16 protein-coding genes are annotated in these 18,892 nt (G+C 49.6%); 8 read left to right on the plus strand and 8 right to left on the minus strand.

Annotated elements, in window-relative coordinates; genetic code table 11:
* Window positions 1-4 precede the first annotated feature (4 nt).
* The 5 genes from uvrA to BD_RS00765 all read right to left on the minus strand — a co-directional run bounded on the left by uvrA (window position 5) and on the right by BD_RS00765 (window position 8,436).
* The gene (gene uvrA / locus BD_RS00745; protein WP_011162770.1) at window positions 5-2,953 is read right to left on the minus strand and encodes an excinuclease ABC subunit UvrA; all 2,949 of its coding nucleotides are present in this window, start codon (window positions 2,951-2,953) and stop codon (window positions 5-7) included.
* Entirely contained in the window at window positions 2,950-5,625 is a 2,676-nt protein-coding gene (locus tag BD_RS00750; RefSeq protein WP_038450516.1) for a penicillin-binding protein 1A, read from the minus strand. The genes uvrA and BD_RS00750 overlap by 4 nt, the downstream gene beginning before the upstream one ends.
* An 81-nt stretch (window positions 5,626-5,706) precedes the next feature.
* Window positions 5,707-7,098: a coiled-coil domain-containing protein gene (locus BD_RS00755; protein WP_157865623.1), complete on the minus strand. Its 1,392-nt coding sequence runs from the start codon at window positions 7,096-7,098 to the stop codon at window positions 5,707-5,709.
* 177 nt (window positions 7,099-7,275) lie between these two features.
* Window positions 7,276-7,710, minus strand: coding sequence for a large conductance mechanosensitive channel protein MscL (mscL, locus tag BD_RS00760; RefSeq protein ID WP_011162773.1), 435 nt, complete (start codon window positions 7,708-7,710; stop codon window positions 7,276-7,278).
* 15 nt (window positions 7,711-7,725) lie between these two features.
* Window positions 7,726-8,436 (minus strand): DUF481 domain-containing protein, encoded by a 711-nt coding sequence (locus BD_RS00765; RefSeq protein ID WP_038450518.1) that lies wholly within the window; start codon window positions 8,434-8,436, stop codon window positions 7,726-7,728.
* A gap of 71 nt (window positions 8,437-8,507) precedes the next feature.
* Between BD_RS00765 and BD_RS00770 the strand changes: the two genes are divergently transcribed.
* From BD_RS00770 to BD_RS00795, 6 genes are all read left to right on the plus strand, one after another.
* The gene (locus tag BD_RS00770) at window positions 8,508-8,810 is read left to right on the plus strand and encodes a hypothetical protein (RefSeq protein WP_226987879.1); all 303 of its coding nucleotides are present in this window, start codon (window positions 8,508-8,510) and stop codon (window positions 8,808-8,810) included.
* 72 nt (window positions 8,811-8,882) lie between these two features.
* Window positions 8,883-9,545, plus strand: a complete 663-nt coding sequence (gene ftsE, locus BD_RS00775) for a cell division ATP-binding protein FtsE (protein WP_011162776.1) — start codon at window positions 8,883-8,885, stop codon at window positions 9,543-9,545.
* Window positions 9,542-10,435: a cell division protein FtsX gene (locus BD_RS00780; RefSeq protein ID WP_038450519.1), complete on the plus strand. Its 894-nt coding sequence runs from the start codon at window positions 9,542-9,544 to the stop codon at window positions 10,433-10,435. The genes ftsE and BD_RS00780 overlap by 4 nt, the downstream gene beginning before the upstream one ends.
* Before the next feature lie 2 nt (window positions 10,436-10,437).
* Window positions 10,438-11,553, plus strand: coding sequence for a murein hydrolase activator EnvC family protein (locus tag BD_RS00785; protein WP_011162778.1), 1,116 nt, complete (start codon window positions 10,438-10,440; stop codon window positions 11,551-11,553).
* Window positions 11,554-11,557: 4 nt separating this feature from the next.
* The gene (locus BD_RS00790) at window positions 11,558-12,934 is read left to right on the plus strand and encodes a S41 family peptidase (RefSeq protein WP_011162779.1); all 1,377 of its coding nucleotides are present in this window, start codon (window positions 11,558-11,560) and stop codon (window positions 12,932-12,934) included.
* Between the two features lie 63 nt (window positions 12,935-12,997).
* Window positions 12,998-13,558 (plus strand): hypothetical protein, encoded by a 561-nt coding sequence (locus tag BD_RS00795; RefSeq protein ID WP_011162780.1) that lies wholly within the window; start codon window positions 12,998-13,000, stop codon window positions 13,556-13,558.
* 61 nt (window positions 13,559-13,619) lie between these two features.
* On the opposite strand, the gene BD_RS00800 is transcribed toward BD_RS00795, so the two are convergent.
* Both BD_RS00800 and BD_RS00805 read right to left on the minus strand, forming a co-directional pair.
* Window positions 13,620-14,321: a hypothetical protein gene (locus BD_RS00800; protein ID WP_011162781.1), complete on the minus strand. Its 702-nt coding sequence runs from the start codon at window positions 14,319-14,321 to the stop codon at window positions 13,620-13,622.
* 126 nt (window positions 14,322-14,447) lie between these two features.
* Window positions 14,448-17,213 carry a hypothetical protein gene (locus tag BD_RS00805; protein ID WP_011162782.1) on the minus strand — a complete coding sequence of 922 codons (2,766 nt, stop codon included), beginning with the start codon at window positions 17,211-17,213 and terminating at the stop codon, window positions 14,448-14,450.
* A gap of 181 nt (window positions 17,214-17,394) precedes the next feature.
* Between BD_RS00805 and BD_RS00810 the strand changes: the two genes are divergently transcribed.
* Together BD_RS00810 and BD_RS00815 are read left to right on the plus strand one after the other, a co-directional pair.
* Complete coding sequence (locus BD_RS00810) at window positions 17,395-17,745, plus strand: thioredoxin family protein (protein WP_011162783.1); 351 nt, start codon at window positions 17,395-17,397, stop codon at window positions 17,743-17,745.
* The gene (locus BD_RS00815) at window positions 17,732-18,190 is read left to right on the plus strand and encodes a DUF4430 domain-containing protein (RefSeq protein WP_041583428.1); all 459 of its coding nucleotides are present in this window, start codon (window positions 17,732-17,734) and stop codon (window positions 18,188-18,190) included. The genes BD_RS00810 and BD_RS00815 overlap by 14 nt, the downstream gene beginning before the upstream one ends.
* A gap of 53 nt (window positions 18,191-18,243) precedes the next feature.
* Here the strand turns inward: BD_RS00815 and BD_RS00820 are convergent, their stop codons facing one another.
* Window positions 18,244-18,879, minus strand: a complete 636-nt coding sequence (locus tag BD_RS00820) for a peptidylprolyl isomerase (RefSeq protein WP_011162785.1) — start codon at window positions 18,877-18,879, stop codon at window positions 18,244-18,246.
* Window positions 18,880-18,892 lie beyond the last annotated feature (13 nt).

Consider the following 18,892-nt stretch of genomic DNA (forward strand, 5'->3'; position numbering starts at 1 on the left):
CAGATTACGAGGTTTGGTGGCTCTCGATATAACGCTTGAGATATTGCCCCGTCAGACTTTTCTTCACTTTCATGATATCGTCCGGGGTGCCTGTCGCCACAATGTTTCCGCCCTTTTTACCTGCTTCAGGACCGAGGTCAATCACATAATCTGAGCCACGGATCACATCGAGATTGTGCTCCACGACGACGACGCTGCCGCCAGTCTCAATCAGCTTGTTCAGAACCTTCATCAATAGCTCCACCTCACGGAAGTGCAGGCCGGTGGTCGGTTCGTCCAGAATGTACAGGGTGGACTTCTGTTGGACCTGAGACAGCTCTTTGGCGATTTTTAAGCGCTGGGATTCCCCGCCGCTTAAAGAGTTGGCCGGTTGCCCCAGCTGCAGGTAATCCAGTCCGACCTCTTTTAGCACGCTCAGGGGCTTGCGGATGTTCGGGTGGGCCACGAAGAAATTCATGGCTTCATTCACGGTCATTGAAAGAATTTCGTGAATGTTTTTGTTCTTATATTGAATTTCGAGGATCTCGGGTCGGTACTTTTTTCCGTCACAGACGTCACATGGGATAACCACGTTATCCATGAACATCATGTCGATTTCCTCATAACCCGTGCCTTTGCAGGCCGGGCAGCGACCACCATCTACATTCAAACTGAAGGTTCCGGCCGTGTAACCACGGGACTGAGATTCAGGTGTTGTGGACATGATCATGCGAATGGCATCAAACGCCTTCAGGTAAGTGATTGGCGAGCTTCGTGCGGATTTACCAATCGGGGACTGGTCAATCAGCAGCACGTTTTTGATATGCTCCACACCGTCCAAGCCTGAATAGTCCTGGGCTGGCATATATTCAATATCCAGTGCACGAGCCAAAGCCGGATACAGAGTTTTTGAAATCAGAGTCGATTTACCAGAACCACTGACCCCCGTCACAGTCACCAGGCGGTTTAGCGGGAAGGTCACATCTAGATTCTTCAGGTTGTGTCCTTTGGCGCCTTTTAATTCAATTTTGACTTTGTAGTTATCCACATCCACCGGACGAATCGTGCGTAAAGCCTGCCAGTTTTTGGAAGGCTTCAGGAACGGAACCGTGTTGGACTTTTCATAGTCATAGAACTTCTCGGTTGTGCCCGAGTAAACAACTTCACCGCCCAGATAGCCTGAGCCAGGACCCATTTCGATGATGTGTTCGCTGGCTTTGATCACGTCGTGATCGTGCTCCACAATCACCAGAGTGTTTCCAAGGTCTTTCAGATCCTTCAGGATGGAAATCAAACGATCGTTGTCGCGCGGGTGAAGACCCACCGTGGGTTCGTCCAAAACATACAAAGCTTGAGAAAGCCCCATGCCCAGCTGGTTTGCAAGAATCAAACGCTGATATTCCCCGCCAGACAGTGTGCGGGTTTCACGTCCCAGGGACAGATAATGAACCCCCACGCGCATCAGAAATTCCAGACGTGAGCGGATTTGTTTTAACACTTCACCCGCTACTTCCTGCTGGAAAGGGGTGACTTCCAGTTTTTGGAAGAAAGTATTCAGATCTTCAATCGTCAAATTGGAAAGATCATTGATATTTGAATTTGCAATAAGCACGTGATTGGCTTCCGTGCGCAGGCGCGCGCCTTTGCAGGTCGGGCACTGGAACGGACTGCGGAAACGGGAGATGAACACCCGCACGTGCATTTTGTATTTGATCTGATCAAGGTACTCAAACAGACCACGCACGCCGAAGAAATCTTTGTTTCCATTCCAGATCACATCACGTTCAGCCTTGGGAAGGTCCTTCCAAGGGGTGTGAGTGTCGATCTTGGTCTTTTTGCAGTAGGCAAGCAGCTGCTTTTTTTCATGGGCAGCACTGGGCATCCAGAAGGGGCTTAAGGCCCCTTGAGCCAGGCTCAAATTCGGATTTGGAATCACTTTTTCTTCGTCGATATCCAGGATGTTTCCGAAGCCCTTGCACGTCGGGCAGGCCCCGATCGGGGAATTGAAGCTGAAAAGTTTCGAGCTCAGTGGCGGCGGAGTATAACCACACACCGGGCAGGACGCTTCTTCACTGACTTGCAGGCGCTCTCCATCTGTAGAAAGAATGGTCGCTCTGCGAGTGATCAGATGCGTGTTGTATTTGATGCTGGCTTCATAGGCTTGAGTCAGTGAATCTGCCAGGCGGCCGCGTTCATCCTCGTTGAAGGACATACGGTCGATCACCAGATAGAAGGTCTCTTTAGGCAGACCTTTTTTGATTGCGGCTGCTTCGCCGATTTCGACGACGGTGCCCATTTCTTCATTGGTCAGGCCACCAGGATGAGTCGCTACAATTTCAGGAGTTTCGACTTTTTTGGAGGCTTTCTTGCCGGAAGCTTTGGTTTTTTTGCCAGCTGCTTTTGCTGCCGGCTTTTTAACTTCCGTCACTTTCGGAATATAGATGCGCAGATAACCATCTTGCAGCAGCAGGGAATGAAGTTTTTTGCCTTCAGCCACGCGGCCTTCAGAATTGATTTCGACCAGAAGATAACCGCGCTTTCCGGCAAAGTTCTTCAGAACCTTGTCGGTGGCTTCGGTCACACTTTCTTTTTCGGTGGGGCAATGGTGAGTCGGGCAGTAGGATTTCCCGATTTTTTCGTAAAGCAGGCGAAGATAGTCGATGATTTCAGTCGTGGTCCCCACCGTCGAGCGGGAACTTTTAACCGTGTTTTTCTGCTCAATCGAAATAGCTGGGGGAATATTGTTGATGCCTTCGATGTCCGGCTTCGGAGCCTTGTTCAGAAACTGACGGGCATAGTTGGACATGCTTTCGATAAAACGACGCTGACCTTCGGCAAACAATGTTTCGAAGGCCAGGGAAGATTTCCCGGAACCACTGGGGCCGCAGATCACAGTCATGGAACCAACCGGGATCTTGACCTCAATGTTCTTAAGATTGTTTTGTTTCACCCCCCAGAGGTGAATATCCTTCATTCCGATAAATCCTGTTTGTAGAAGTCAGTTGCCTCTTCGGCTTTGTTCGAGGCGGCTGTAGGTTCAGTCCCTTCAACGAAAGCCTGGCGAATGATCTTCTTGGTTGAGGCCGAAGCCAGTTTTCCGGTTTCGCTGTCGATATTAGCAAACACAATACCGTCCGGCACGGGGAAAGTCATCTGCGGAAGACCTTCGTGAGCCGCTTTCATGTAGTCGACCCAAATCGGCAAAGCAGAGCGTCCGCCGACCTCGCCTTTACCCAGGCTCTTTTCTTTGTCAAAGCCCACCCACACACCAGTGGAAATCTGCGGGCTGTAACCGATAAACCACGCGTCAAAGTAGTTGTTCGTGGATCCAGTCTTACCAGCGACCTCACGGCCCACGGCGCGGGCGCGACCACCAGTACCACCAGCATCTTCCACAACACCTTTCAACAGTGTTGTCATCACATAGGCTGTAGAAGGGCGAATCAGCTGATCAGCATCCTGGAAGAAGATGCTTGGATCAAGTTTGGCATTCTTGCCTTCCTTCTTTTTCATTTCTTCGACCTTGGCTGGATCATTCATGGCTTCCAGGAAGGCTTTGCGACGCTCTTCGAAGCCGTCATTGATAGTTTTGATCTCTTTGTCAAAACGGGCATCCAAAGAAACGGTTTTGAGAATATTCTTGCCGTTGGCATCATCCACCTTGTGGATCAGCAGCGGGGAAAGTCGTTTGCCAAGACGACCAAATTCAGCAAAAGCTTTGGTCATCTCGTACAAAGTCACGCTGCTGGAGCCCAGGGCCAGCGTAAAGTCAGGATTCAAAGGGCTGTAGATTCCCAGGCGACGAGCGTATTCCATGGACCATGGCACACCCACATCTTCGATGATTTTCACGGTTGGGATATTCAAAGATTTCACCAAGGCATTGCGGAACAGGATGTCGCCACCGAAGCTTTTGGAGTGATTCGATGGCTTCCAAACCTTCATGTCACCCTGGCCTTCGGCATCATCCGCAGCACCACCTTCTTCATAGACAATCGGCGCGTCCATGATCGGAGTTGCCGGAGTGTAGCCCTTTTCCAGTGCGGAAGCATAGACAATGGCTTTAAAAGCAGAACCTGTCTGACGGGGAGCTTGAATGGCGCGGTTGAATTCGCTCTTTGCGAAGTTGGATCCACCGACCATTGCCAGGACATCCTGACTGTCCTGATCAAAGGAAATCAGTGCGCCTTCAACCAAAGGTTCCTGATCCAGTTCCAGACCCACAAATTTGCTCAAGTCCGGGGCTGCCGCCGTTGGAAGGCCCTTCTTTTTGCTGGCAAGGCGGGTGGAGCTGAATTGATCTGCCACCACCTTCACCAGAATCACATCGCCTTTTTTGAGGGCTTCAGAAGGCTTTTTGATCGCCGCCAGATCATAGCGGGCTTCAGAGTCGGGCTTGCGGGCCCAAGTCATGGTTTCAATGTCGATCACACCGCGGGTTTCAGGCAGTTTCACGTAAACCAGTCCCAGCGTGTCGTCGACTTTTTCCACCACACCATTCACAGTGTCTTTCAGCTTGATGTACGGAGGCAGCAACGGATGCAGCTTTTCATCCTGCGCCGACTTCACTGGCACGATGTCGGCGAACTTTCCGTCAGGCAGAATGGTTCTTTCCGGAGTGAAGTCTGAGATCAGTTTTTTCTGATTTTCTTTCAGGAACTCTTCAATGGCGTCTTCATCAGAAAGATTTTTGGATGGACCACGGTAACCCTGGCGCTTATCCAAGGACTTCAGGCCTTCTTTTACGGAATCCTGAGCGGCCATCTGTTTGGTTAGATCAAGGCTTGTGTAGATTTTAAGGCCTTTGTCCAAAACCATGTCTTCACCCAGTTGGTTGACCAGCAGCTGACGAACGGTTTCCAGATAGAAAGGTGCATATTCTTCGTAGTTTTCACGAACGTAAACCTTCACCGGCTCTTGGATGGCCGCTTCGGATTCTTCTTTGCTGACATAGCCAACATCGGCCATGCGGCGCAGAACATAGATCTGACGTTCTTTGGCACGCAGCGGATTTGAAACCGGGCTGTAGCGGGAAGGAGCCTGGGGAAGACCCGCCAGGATCGCCATTTCAGACAGTGTCAGCTTGGAAACCGGCTTGCGATAGTAAGTCTGAGCCGCCTGCTCGACACCATACGCCCCTTGGCCGAAGTAAATCTGATTCAAGTAAAGGAAAAGGATGTCCTCTTTGCTCAGATTCTTTTCCATTTCAATCGCCAGAAGGATATCGCGCAATTTACGGGTTAGAGTTTTTTCAGAGGATAGCAGCAGCGTTTTTGCCACCTGCTGAGTGATCGTCGAGCCCCCTTGAACGGAACGACCGGCACGCAAGTTGGCTAAAGCCGCACGGAAGATGGCTTGCGGGTTGATCCCTTTGTGAGAGAAGAACTGATCATCTTCGGCTGCCAGGAACGCATTGATAAGATTTTTTGGAATCTTGTCGTATGGAACCAAGGTGCGGCGTTCGCGGAAGAACTCGCCGATTTTTTTGTTGTTGCGATCATAGACCTGACTGACCAGCAGGGGCTGGTAGTCTTTTACGGTGATCAATTGAGGCAGTCCGGATTTGACAGACTGAACGATGAGATATACACCGAGGATGCCGACAAGACCGAGGGCGACGCAAAATAGCAGGATCTTTTTTAACACTGTGGGGGGCTCCTTTAACAAGCCCCCATTCTAACAGTGCAAATGGGTAGGGTCTAGGGACACTGGCCCGAAGGCTGGGTCCTACTTTCTGCCCGTTTTGGAGCCGGAGCTGCGGGAACGTTTCGAGGACCCTTTCGCAGCATCACCCAGGTGACACTGAGCCGCCAGTTCAGAGTTGGACTCAACTGTGGTCTTCACATCCTCAATAATCTCGGTTTGCGCGGAGATTTCACTGGAAGCTTCTTCTGAAGTGTACTCAGCACCACGTTTTGGCGCAGGACCCAAAGTCATCAAACCGTTGTTCGCCCGGTTCAAGGCCTCGGTGTAGCTTTGCTGTTTAGTGGCCAGGGCTTTGAGTTTGGTCTGCATGTTTTCCTGAGCGGCCTGCATCTTGTTCTGAGTCAGGGTCATCAGATCTGTGACCTTCTTTTCAGCCTGAGATTTTCTTTTTGTTGTGTCGGCTTTCATCTGATCCAGCTGATTCGATGCCAGATTCAGAGAATCATTCAGTTCATCTGTGCTGGCTTCAGCATTGCGGATCTGATCGTTGATGGATTCCATCTTTGCCGTGCTCTGTTCGTTCAAGGAAATACGCGCTTGTTGGAAGCGGTTCATACATTTATTAAAGGCATCAAGCGCCGCAGCCTTTTGTGCTTTGGCTTTGGAAATGTGATTACCACTGGAAGAAGCGTTCACCTTCCCGTAGGCTTCTGCCGCTTTGGTGTATTCCTGATTGCAGGCAAATTTAGAAGTTTCTGCTGTCAGCTCCAGCATTTTTGTCGCTTTCTCGCGAACGGCATTGGTCATCTCAGAGCGCAGGGAGATAATTTTAGAATTGTACTCACGCAGTTTTTCCTTGGCAGCTGTCTGGCTGGCTTGGAATTCTGAGATCTTTTCACGCTCTTGTTCGTCCAATGACGTTTTAGTCTCTTCCAGTTCCTGTTGGGCATCGGTCAGAGCCTGCTGCAGTTCCTGAATGGTCGTATTGAACGTTTCTTTGATTTCAGCCTCATCATCAGCCAGTTCGGCGATGTCCTTCTGGGTGTCTTTGATTTCCTGTTCAAGACGTTTCTTTTCGTCATAATAGTCACGACCATTCATCTGAGGGCAGGAACCACCGATGTTCGATCCTGCCGGAAGGCCCATCAATGTACCGATAGCGTCGGTCGTGTCAAAGCTGTCGGTGCCCAAAGTTTCTGAACACGCCTGGGCTTTTTCAGCACAGCCAGAACCCATTCCCGCTTTGCGGCAGGCTTCAGCAATTTTATTCTTAGCTGCTGTGATCTCGCTTCGTGCCTGAGAACACTGCGACTGCAGGCGAGCCGCTTTACTTTCTGCGATCTCTTCTTGGGACTTGGTAAAGCTAAGTCCTTCAGCCAAGGAAACGGAAGGGGTTGCCAATGAAAGCACGCTCAGGATGTTGATAACTGTTTTGACAGATGCATTCTTTTTAGAGCTTGAAATCTTATTCATTTGATTTCCTCCCCGATGATAATGAGTGGTGCAATACCAGTACCAATTATCGGCAGACCTGCCCAAAAGGTTTACGTCTCAGAGTGAGATTTCGGTCAAAGCCAGTACAGGCGGGGAAAGAAAATAAAAAAGCCCGGCAGGGGCCGGGCTTTGAAGTGTCGTTGAATTTGAAGAGGTCTAGGAAGCAACCGCACTTCCGCAGTGAGCGCACTTACGTGCTTTCATCGGGATGCTTGAGCAGCACTCTGGACATTCTTTCGTGGTCACCGGGGCGGGCTCTTCGGCCCGCTTCAATTTGTTCGCGGCTTTAATGATCAGGAAAATTGAAAAGGCCACGATGACAAAGTCCAGAACCACGTTGAGAAAGGTTCCGTAGTTCAGTGTCGCAACACCGGCGGCCTTGGCGGCGTCCAGTGTCGGGTAGGAGTCCCCATTGAGAACAAAGAAAAGATTTGAGAAATCAACCTTGCCCATTCCCAGAGAAAGAACTGGCGTCAGAACATCTGTTACAAATGAAGTAACAATCTTGCCGAATGCTGCGCCGATGATGATACCCACAGCCATGTCCAGGACATTGCCGCGCATGATAAACGTTTTAAACTCCTTAAACATGGTTGCAATCCTTTCTTAGAATTTTGCCACGAGGTTCATTGTACTCGTGGTTGTTGTGTACTTGCCATCAGCTGGAATGGAATTTTGATATTGTAATAGATAGGCCAACTTCAAAGAGAAAACAGAGTTCAGCATCACATTCAAAGAAGCCTCTGTGTTGAACAGATAAGCATCGGTGTTAGTGAAGTTTGGCAGATACTCAGCCCAGTATTTGAATGACAAAGTTTTATCCAGAGCTTTGTTAAATTCGGTGAAAAGACGGCCCATGTTGTCATGAGTCGTTCCGCCCCCTGTGGGAAGTGTTTTTTGATAACGATAACCGACCTCGAAGAACCAGTTCATCTCGTCAGATTTGATCAGACTGTACTTTAAACCCAAGTCGGAAGAGTCCCTTTGGATATAGCCGTTGAAAACATCGCTCTCTGCCTTTTGACCGGCGAAAATGCCCAGATAGTCCGTCAGTTCGCGTTCGTAGCGAGCTCCGACTTCCCAGTTGCGGGCAGATTCAACGCCGTTGGAGTCCGTTTTCAAATAACGGCCGAATGCGGAGTAGACGTTTTTTTCCTGAGTGTAAGTGGTTTTTGCTTTTGCAGCATAACTTTCAGAATCACTGTTTCCGCTGACAACAACGGCACCTGCTTCTGCTTCACCGGTAAGTGGGGCAGCAACTGCAGAGAACGAACAAAGCAAAGTGAACACACTTGCGGCAATCAAGAACAGTTTCATACACAAATCTCCTTTTATTTATCCAGGATTTGACTCTAGTTTTAATTCGCTCTTCGTCCAAGAAAAAATTGATGAGAAACACAGTAAAATCTGCTAATTTTGCCGGGAGGTTTGTGCAGGTGCAAAAAGGTTTTAATTCAGATATTACAGTGCGCGGTCAGAAGTATCACATCCAGACAGAGGATTGGGGAACACAGAACCCTTACCTGGTCAGCAGAATCTTCTGCAATGGGGCTGTGATGAAGACCATTAAAACACCCTACGACACTGTTTTGAAACTGGGCTCGGTTCAGTCTGAAGAAGCGATTAAATTGGCTTTGCGTCGTCAACACACCACGATAATTGATACCCTGATGGCAGGGAGCCTTCCTTAAACCTCATTATTTTCGCAAAACCTCGACTTGTGGCGAGTATTCATCAGCAGGCATCTTTCATAAGATGAAGGGATGATTGAATTCTCTCACGTCTATAAGACCTATCCGGGCCCGGTGCATGCGCTGAAAAATGTCGATTTGCGCATCGACAAGGGTGAGTTTGTGTTTCTGACCGGTCCCAGCGGGGCGGGAAAAACCACTCTGTTCAAGATGATCTCGGCCTATGACATCGCCACTTCAGGCGATGTGAAGGTGGCGGGTCACGATCTTTTGACAATGCGAGATTCCCAGATTCCCTTCTTTCGCCGAAAAATCGGCGTGATCTTCCAGGATTTCAAACTTTTGAAGGATCGAACGATCTTTGAAAACGTCGCACTGCCGTTGCAGGTTCGCGGTGACAAAGCCCCGTCCATTCAGCGCCGTGTGTATGAGGTGCTGGAACAAGTGGGGTTGGCACACAAGCATGACCAGTACCCCGATTTTGTGTCCGGGGGTGAGCAGCAAAGAACTGCGATTGCCCGTGCGATCATTCATCAGCCGGGTGTTTTAATCGCCGATGAGCCGACCGGAAATCTGGATCCGCGCCTGAGTGAAGAAATCATGGATCTTTTGGAGCGTGTCTGTTCTCAAGGGACCACGGTTTTCGTGGCAACGCATGATCACGAAATGGTTCGTCGCCGCAAGAAACGCACATTGCAACTGCAGGACGGCATGATTGTGGGGGACACGAAGTGAGACCACATCATAAGAACTGGGCTTTGAAGGTTTCCACCCTGGTTGTCGTAACAGCATGTTTTGTGGTGATGGGTGCAGCCCTTCTTGTATCGCAGAACTTTCGAAACATCCTGACCCTGTGGGGCGAGGATGTGCAGATGACGGTTTATCTTTCTCAGGATCTGTCCGAGAAAGGCCGTCAGGACATTGAAAGCAAAATCAAAGAAAATGAGAATGTGGCCGCCGTGAAGTTCGTCACGCAAGAGCAGGCTTTGGGGGATTTTCGCACCCAGATGGCCAGTTATGCTCCGGATATCACTCAGGATGAGGAACTGCTGCGTCTGATCCCGGCCAGCCTCCTGGTTCAATTAAAATCCAATGTGGCTGCGGCCGAGCAGACCGCTGTTTTACAAAACATGGCCGGAAAGCTTCGTCAGCTCGAGGGCGTGGACGAAGTCAGTTATGGCCAGGACTGGGTTGAAAAGTATGCGGCATTGGTCAACGCCATTGAACTGACGTTGCGGGCTTTGTGCGTGGTGATTCTGATGGCGTCCCTTTTTGTGATGTCCAATGCGATCCGCGCTTCCGTAGCGGCAAGAAAAGATGAGATTGTGGTCCTGGAGATGATCGGGGCCACTCCGTCCATGATCCGTAAGCCCTTCCTTGTTGAAGGAGCGGTACTGGGGGTGGTTTCCTCCGTTTTATCATTGGGTCTTTGCTTTGCCGTTTATATCGGTATCAAAAATTTACTGACGACGAAACTGAGCTTTCTGCAACTGGGGGAGCACATTCAGTTCCTTGGCCCGTTGTTGCTGGTGACTTTCGTTGTCGCCGGCACAGGTCTGGGGGCCTTGGGTTCTTATCTGTGTGTGCGCCGTATGAATGACGGCTTTGCCGGAAGTCAGGGGTAGTTTTGAAGATTGCACAGATTCTTTTGGTATTGGGACTGTCACTGACGTTGGGGGCGAAGGCCGCAAATCCCACTGAAGTGGACAGTCTTGCCAAGGACTTTGAAGCGACCAAAAAAAAGCTGGAGGATGCCGAGCTGAAACAGCGGCAGGTCCTGTCTGCCCTTTATCAGTTGAATAAAAAAATCAAAAAGATTGTGACTGAAAAAGGGGAGATGTCCCAGCAGCGGGCGTTCCTGGAAGTGAACATCCGCAACCTCACCCAAAAAGTGGAGGACCTGGACCAGAAATCGCGCCAGCAGAGAACTCTTTTGGCGGAACGTCTGCGGGCCATGTACAAACTGGGCGGGCCTTCGATTGCGCGCTTCCTGTTTTCTTCCAGCAGTTCGGCTTCTTTGGAAAGAAATCTGAAAATTCTGGGCGTGGTTGCCGCCCGTGACCTTGAGCTGATCAAAAACTATTCCCGGGACCTGAAGGACCTGGAGGCCAAACGCAAGACTTTGGCGCAACGTCTGGACAGTATGAAGTCCGTAGAACAAAAAATCGCCTTGCAGGAAAAGGCCCTGCGTAAAGAGCAGGACCTTAAAGGCAAACTTCTGGACGGGATCCGCAAGAACAAGCTCTTTGCCATTAATAAAATCAATGGCCTTCGTGAAAAGTCCCTGCAGTACAATATCGACGATGCTGGACTTTTTGATCTGCTGTTTAAGCCCTCCTTTGCCGACCAAAAAGGTGAGCTTTCTGCACCTCTGGAAGGTGTGATCACCCGCAAATTTGGACTTATGAAAGGGCAGGATCACCCCTATACTTTAACTCACAAGGGAATCTTTATTTCAGCGGCCAGGGGTAGCAATATCAAAGCCGTGTTTGAAGGCAGGGTTTCTTATGTCGGAACGCTTCCGGGCTTTGGAACAACTCTGATTGTGGATCATGGAGATCACTACTACAGCGTCTATTCCCATGCACAAGAAGTGAAAGTGAACACCGGTGATGAGGTCACGGGATCTCAGGTGCTGGCGCAAGTGGGTGAAGCCCCGCAAGACGGCAGTTCCGGACTGTATTTTGAAATTAGACATTTTTCCGAACCCTACGACCCGCAACAGTGGATGAAAGGACTCTAACACTATGCAATCACTCAAACGCTACTGGAAAACCTATATTTTGGGCGGCGCCCTTCTGCTGGTTTTGTTCATCATGGCAGAAACAGGTTTCCAGGTTAGATCCTTTGCTCAGGAAAGGTATGCGGATCTGCAGAACTTCAGTAAAGTTCTTAATCTGATTCAGCAGTACTATGTTGAAGAAGTGAATACCAAGAAGCTGGTTTACGGGGCGATCAAAGGGATGCTGCGCGAACTGGATCCACACACGAACTTCATGCCACCGGAGATGTTCAAGGATTTTGAGACAGAAACCAGTGGTGAGTTCGGTGGGTTGGGTATTGAGATTTCCATTCAAAACGGCATTCTGACGATCATTTCCCCGATCGAGGATGCACCAGCCTGGGAAGCGGGCATCAAGGCTGGGGATAAAGTTGTATCTATCGACGGGACCACCACAAAAGGCATGAGTCTGGCCGAAGCTTCCGTGATGATGCGTGGAAAAAAAGGCAGCAAGATTGTTTTGCGAGTCGTGCGCGATAACGAGGAAAAACCTCGCGACATCACCGTTGTTCGTGGCAGTGTGAAAATCAAGTCAGTGAAGTACACGGATCTGGGGGATGGTTTTGCTTATGTGCGGATCACAAGCTTCATTGAAAACACATCCAAGGATCTGCAAAAGACTGTTGAAAATCATATCAAGAACAACAAAAATATGGCGGGCTTGTTGATTGATATGCGCAGAAATCCGGGTGGTTTGCTGGATCAGGCCATCAAGGTCAGTGATATGTTCCTGAAGGACGGGACGATTGTTTCCACTATCGGACGTAATAAAAACGAAAAAGAAGTGGCGACAGCCTCTAAAAAAGGTCAGTACACAAACTTCCCGATTGTGATTCTGGTGAATGAATACACCGCAAGTGCCAGTGAAATTGTGTCCGGTGCTTTGCAGGACAACAAACGTGCTTTGATCGTCGGTCAAAGAACATTTGGTAAAGGCTCCGTCCAGTCTGTGATCAAGCTGGGTGATGGCAGTGGTTTGAAATTGACCGTGGCTCGTTACTACACACCGAATGGTGTTTCGATCCAGGCAGAAGGTATTCATCCTGACATCGAAATTGAAGATGTGGATCCGGATGCTTTCTCTAAGGCGATTGTGAAGTCTGTCACAACTCGTGAAGGTGATATCGCAGGTCACTTGAAAGGTGATCGTGAGAAAGCGGCAGAGAAGCTGGATGTTAAAGAGGGCGCAGAAGAAGGCGCACTGGCTTGGTGGAAAGACGTGGGATCGAAAAAAGATGAAAAGCTGTCGCCGCGCGATAAGCTGTTCAAGTCTGATTATCAAGCATATCAAGCATTTAGCTATCTCAAAGCATGGGATACTTTGAAGGCTTTGACGCGCTAGTTATTGATTAAGAATTTTAGAGGCCCTACTCTAGCCGCACATCCAAGGCAGAGGGGGCCTTTCATGTTAAAACTTGTTATCTTCATCACGGCGTTGTGTTCTTTGGCTCACGCCCAGCACATCGGTTTCGAAAAAGGGAATTCCCTCACTGTCACTCCAATTCAAGGTCAAGTTCGTGTGCTCTGTGGCGGCTTTAACGGCAACGGAACGGCGCTGTATTCCTGTCGTGACATCGTTATGAAGCCCGCCGCCTACGATCATTTCGTGGGACCACGCGATGCGCGTGTTACTAAGGTGGAGCTGACGGCTTTTCATCAAGATGGTTCCAATCGTTCAAAAACAGAAGACTATCAGGGAGCTCGTGGAGCCAGTGCTGATGCTTTCAATCTTTGGATTTCAACTCTGTTTCAGAAGCCCCTGCTTGAAGTGGGCACGAACAACGTGAACTACCGTTTGGTCAGTGGAAGCACTGTTTATGCGGAAGGTTCGTTCCAGGCTGTGGTTACTAAGACGGCCATGCGTGAATGCCCGATGGCAACTTATCAGTCTACAGACGTCAACGACTGCAATTCGCAGTACTCCATCTGTCAGCGCTACTTCAAAGAATTTAACAACTGCCAGTAAAAATTAAAAAAGCCGGTCTCATTGCTGAGCCGGCTTTTCGGAGTAGAGATTTCTTTTATTCTTATACGCACTCTTTAAGTTTCTTCACAACTTCCATTGCTTTGGCTTTATCAACGCCTTTAACTTCCATGATCGCATCCACGAAAGCTTCTTCAGATGTGCCGCGTTTGCCGGATTCAACGATCTGGTCGTGGCGCTCGATGATTTGAGTGTAAGAGTCACGCTCTGCCTTGGAGAATCTGGTCAGGATGGCCTCTGGCAGAGTTTCCAGTTTGGACAACGCTGCTGTGGTTTCAGTCAACTCCGCGGCGTTCAGGTCTTTGGCTGTTTTGCGTGCGCCTGTCAAAGAGGAGTTTGCCATCAGTTTCGCAGAAGCCGTTGCTGCCGCATCGATGGATTGACCTTCGTTAGCGTCCTTTTTACTGATCTCAGCCGCCATCTTTTTGGCTGCAACGATAGTAGCCAGGCTGTCCAGACGTTGTGCGGACTTGGTTGGATCTGCTTTCAGAGCCATGGAAAGAGCATTGTTCTTACCAGAAGGAAGTGCCAGTTCATTGATGATGTTGTCCTGAGCGACTTTCAGTTTCTGGGCATCCAAACCTTTAGAGGTCATGCCTTTACCGAAAGCGGCGGCTTTAACCTGCTTGGTGTATTCCACCAAAGCTTCACGCGCTGGTTTTGCACCAGGGGCTGCGTGGACTGTCAAAGACAGGGACATAGTAGTCACCAGGGCGGCCATACCGAAAACAAATGCTTTTTTCATACTCTCTCTCCTTAGTACTTGTTAATTTTTTAAACAGGGCACTCCAATTTTTGGGACTCTCCAATCCCAGAAGCGCCTTGCTTAGTTTAATCGTTTCAACACTCTATATATCAAAGGCCGTACCAATTAGTTCTTGCCCGGCATTGCCATGCCTCTCATCTGAGCGATCTTGGCCTGAATCTCATTTTGGAACTGACCTTGTTCCGCATTGAGACGTTTGATATTGCGGATCTTGTCCCAGCTCACAGCATTTGCCATGGAGCCGTACATCATCACTTCCTGCGCCAGAGATTGAAGCTGTTCCAGCGCCTGAACCGCGATATCACGTTGTTGTTTGTTCAAGGTCACCACCGCACCCTCAGTCGCGTCACCCACACCCAACAGGGTGGAAACGCCCGCCAGAGCCGTTTGAATCTTGGTCACTTGCTCTTCCAGCTGGTAGTTTTCCAAAGGCGACTGAATCACTTCGCGGCCTTCAATATTTTTCACTTCGATTTTCTTCAGCAAATTGTTCAGAGCAAAGAACTCGCCTTCAACAGCCTTCAATGCCGCGTGGGTCGGAGCGTTCTTAAGAAGATTTTCAAATTTCAGATCAAACTTCGCAGAAGGCTGAAGCATTTCCTGCAGCAAAGCCAGGTACACACGCTCTTCCTGGAAGACAGCATTGATGATCCCGTTGGCCATCGGGCCACGGTTGAAGCTGCTTCTTTCGTTGTTGTACATTTTGCGAACCATCTTCACGACGATCTCGTCATAGCTCTTGGAGAATTCACCAAAGGCCTTTTGCATCTGGGATTCTGTTTTAGCTGTCCACCAAGCCGGGAATGCGGACTCTTCTTTAGAGCCAACCGCATTGTCACGGGCTTCGTGAACAAGGTATTCAACAAAACCTTTATAGTTCTTGCCGCTGGCTGCGCGCACCGGCCAGTTGTAGATTCTTTCAACCGGAGCATCGGCTTTGATGCCAAAGCACGGATCAAATTCATCATTCTGATTTGCCAAAGTCGGTGGCAGGAACACAGACGGGAAGCCCGTGTGAGCACCGGCAATTTTTGGAGTCTTCACAACTTTGCCATTGGCTTCCACATCCGGACCGCAGATCATCTGCATGACCAGGAAGTCGGTGATCTTCGGAGTTTTAAACAGACCCACCTGACGGTAGTAGCTTGTACCAGCCAATGCTTCCGCAGTGCTCGGCGCTTTTTCGTAAGCCTGGCCGAAACCACGACCCACTTCCAGAGAAGGATCCGGAGAGCCCATGTAGCTGCGGATCTCGTTCATCACACGGAAATAGTTTTGAGAGCTGGAAACATTCTGAGCAGCAATGCGCATGTTGTTGTTCAGCTCCAGCAACCCTTTGCCGATCTGGTCGCGGTCACCGGTGGAAAGCTTGGCGATGATGCCATTGATGGCTTTCTTTTCCGCCGGGTAAAGATATTTGGTCTTGTCGGATTTCATCAAAGCTTCGGCCTTGATCGCCGCTTCAGCCACGGTGTCCAGCTGCATGCCTTCGATAAACTGCGGGTGAGTCAGGTAAAGGTCCTCGCGGCCTTCAGCCATATCCAGCGGAGTCACGCCATTCAGCGGAGCCGTGCGCAGCAGTGGCTGAATCTGGGATTCGTTGAATCTTGCGTTGCGGATTTCATTCACAAAATCGTTATAGAAGGAATAGCTGCTGTTAAACATGCTCGTCAGGCTTTTCAAAGCTTCAGACCAGTTGTGGTGAGCTTCGTAGACCTCAGACATGTTGATCATGCGCCAGTCCATCATCTTCTGATGGAAGTGCTTCATTTCATGTTTCAAGTTGTCGGTAGAACCATTCCACTTCGCGGTTTTCAAAGTGTTCACATGGTTCACCATGTCGCGGTTCATGTCGTGGAAGTCAGCTCCGTCAAAGATGTTTTTCCAGGCAAAGGTCACATGACGGTTGAACCACATGTCCAAAGCCACGAATGCGGAGATCTGAAGGCCTTTAACAATCAAAAGGCGCAGACCTTTTACTTGCATCGTGCCCGGTGTCAGCCAGACAGCGATATCAACACCAGTCACACGCAAAACCACTTTCGTCAGCAGGGCCTGACCCAAAGCCGCCGCGCCAGAAGAAATCAGCATGGATGCGATCCCCGGAGCGTACTCCCAGATTTTCTTTTGAATGACCAGATATTCGTAAGCTTTACCACACGGATCTTCCTCAACGCCCGCAGCGGTGTCCTTCTGGGAAACTTTGCCGCCCATCATGACTTTCGCACACGCCTTCACGTTCGGATCCGAAGCGATGGAGGAAAGATAAGTTTGCAGGAAAGCGCCCACGGTCATGCCCAGATACGGGATCATGTGGTGGAACTTCGGATTTTTGATGTAAGTGGATAGCAGGTTGGAAGTCAGACCTTGGGAATACATGAAAGTGAAGAAGCCAAACACTCCCATCGGTGAAAGCTGGTGCTGGATATGCTGTTGCATTGCCACAGGATTTTGCGAATAGTTCGTGATCAGCTGGCCGGCCACAACCGCACCCATCGCGACGAAGAACATGGCAGATTCCGTCGGCAGGTTTCTTACAGTGTGGGACAGGGATGCTTTGGAGGCGTTTTTAATGCGCACCATTTCATCCAGCATCATCTTGTTGATGGATTTTGGCGAGAACTTGCGAAGTTGTTTTTCTTCCCCGAACGGGATTTCCATCGCCAGCTTTTTGGTTGTTTTATCAAAGACTTGGGCTTTCTTGGATTCCTTGTCGACATAAAGGGTGTAACCCATGGGCTCCAGGAAATCGCGGTACTGGGCAAGTTGAGCCTTCTCTTTTTCAGTCCAATTGGCTGCAGCCTGGGCCACAGGGGCCAGGATCATGTTAACAGCGGCAATGGCAGTCAGAATCTTAGAGAACCATTTCATAGCTTCACCTCAGTCTCTGAATGTATAGAAGCAAGCTTTGGGCCCCTCAAAAGCGATTAAATGGCACGGGACTTGTCTCATACCGCGACGAGGCCGCAAACGGGCACTGGGGTGTCTAAATCTTGTGATTGTCTCATTCTGGGATTTGGGATAAGCCTAGCGCCACAAAACAGGAGGCCCCATGGCTGTCGTAGAAATCACCAAGAACAACATTCAAGAGATCGTTGAAAGCAACAACATGATCATTCTGGATTTCTGGGCCACATGGTGTGCACCTTGCCGTCGTTTTGCCCCGATCTTTGAGTCTGTGGCTGCAAAACACCCCGACGTGATTTTCGGAAAGATCGACACCGAAGCGGAGGTGGAGTTGGCGGACAAGTTCCAGATCAAATCCATCCCGACTTTGATGATCATCAAAGAAAGCGACATTATCTTCAGCCAGCCAGGCGCCTTGCCGGAAGAGATCTTTGAGCAGATCGTGGTGAAGGCCAAAGAAATCGACATGGAAGAGGTTCGTCGTGAAAACTCTTAAGCCGTTGTTGCCACTTTTGGTGGTGCTGGCAGCATCCCAGTCCAAGGCGGTGTCCTGGAGAATCTTTGGCGCCTGCAAGAACTCTCCTGTGCATGAGGGAACCTATCAGGCGGACTTGACTAAATCAGTGGGCGCTCTGAGCCTTGAAATCTTTGATGCGAATAAGATCCCGTACGTGGGATCTGCGGAAGGCATCAATTCCATCATCAACAGCCCGATCGGTCTGGACAGCATTGAAGTTGTGTCCGACACCGAACTGCGCGCTTATGGCTGGTGTTACACTATCAACGGCAAGCAGCCGACAGAAATGCCGGACAAGATTCAATTCAAATCCCAGGACGACAAGTTGACGTGGTTCTATGCGTACTCCACCAATAAGAATAATGAGTGGACCGACTATTGTTCCCCGGCCTACTGGATCGCGGCCGATCAGTTCTGCAAATAAAAAAAGCCCGGTGTTTCCACCGGGCTTTTTAGTATTCAAATTTGAATTCGAAATTACTTCTGGATCGTTACGTGTTTGATCACGATTGGTTCAACCGGGCGATCCATAGCTCCTGTTTTGGAGTTCTCGATGGATTTAACCACGTCCATACCTTCAACAACTTCACCGAACACCGTGTGACGGCCATCCAACCAAGGAGTTGGAACAGTTGTTACGAAGAACTGGGAACCATTGGTGTTAGGACCCGCGTTCGCCATGGAAAGGATGCCTGGTTTGTCGTGTTTCGGAGCGCCAGCTGGGAACTCATCTTCGAAACGGAAGCCTGGGCCGCCAGTTCCAGTTCCAAGTGGGCAACCACCCTGAATCATGAAATCTTTGATCACGCGGTGGAAAGTCAGACCATCATAGAATGGCTTCTTCACTTTCTCGCCAGTTTTAGGATCAGTCCATTCTTTGGTGCCTTCGATCAGGCCCACGATGTTTTCTACTGTTTTCGGCGCTTTATCTGCGAAAAGTTTTACTTTGAAAGTGCCTTTAGATGTCTCAAATACTGCGATCATGTCTTTTCCCTTCTTCGTAGCCTTTGCCTTGGATTCGGTCTTTGCATCTGCGCGGAAGCTGAAAGCTGCCAATAGGAATGCAAAAAGGTAGATCCAAAATACCTTCTTAACATCGATATTCTTCGACATTGGGGTCTCCTGA

Source organism: Bdellovibrio bacteriovorus HD100, assembly GCF_000196175.1.
Classification (GTDB): Bacteria; Bdellovibrionota; Bdellovibrionia; order Bdellovibrionales; family Bdellovibrionaceae; genus Bdellovibrio; species Bdellovibrio bacteriovorus.

What these genes read in the sequence shown, in the direction of transcription:
- BD_RS00795 (WP_011162780.1), top strand. Translation starts at nt 12,998, where the DNA reads ATGTTAAAACTTGTTATCTTCATCACGGCGTTGTGTTCTTTGGCTCAC.
- BD_RS00755 (WP_157865623.1), bottom strand. Translation starts at nt 7,098, where the DNA reads ATGAATAAGATTTCAAGCTCTAAAAAGAATGCATCTGTCAAAACAGTT.
- BD_RS00820 (WP_011162785.1), bottom strand. Translation starts at nt 18,879, where the DNA reads ATGTCGAAGAATATCGATGTTAAGAAGGTATTTTGGATCTACCTTTTT.
- ftsE (WP_011162776.1), top strand. Translation starts at nt 8,883, where the DNA reads ATGATTGAATTCTCTCACGTCTATAAGACCTATCCGGGCCCGGTGCAT.
- BD_RS00800 (WP_011162781.1), bottom strand. Translation starts at nt 14,321, where the DNA reads ATGAAAAAAGCATTTGTTTTCGGTATGGCCGCCCTGGTGACTACTATG.
- mscL (WP_011162773.1), bottom strand. Translation starts at nt 7,710, where the DNA reads ATGTTTAAGGAGTTTAAAACGTTTATCATGCGCGGCAATGTCCTGGAC.
- uvrA (WP_011162770.1), bottom strand. Translation starts at nt 2,953, where the DNA reads ATGAAGGATATTCACCTCTGGGGGGTGAAACAAAACAATCTTAAGAAC.
- BD_RS00805 (WP_011162782.1), bottom strand. Translation starts at nt 17,213, where the DNA reads ATGAAATGGTTCTCTAAGATTCTGACTGCCATTGCCGCTGTTAACATG.
- BD_RS00790 (WP_011162779.1), top strand. Translation starts at nt 11,558, where the DNA reads ATGCAATCACTCAAACGCTACTGGAAAACCTATATTTTGGGCGGCGCC.
- BD_RS00770 (WP_226987879.1), top strand. Translation starts at nt 8,508, where the DNA reads ATGAGAAACACAGTAAAATCTGCTAATTTTGCCGGGAGGTTTGTGCAG.
- BD_RS00765 (WP_038450518.1), bottom strand. Translation starts at nt 8,436, where the DNA reads ATGAAACTGTTCTTGATTGCCGCAAGTGTGTTCACTTTGCTTTGTTCG.
- BD_RS00810 (WP_011162783.1), top strand. Translation starts at nt 17,395, where the DNA reads ATGGCTGTCGTAGAAATCACCAAGAACAACATTCAAGAGATCGTTGAA.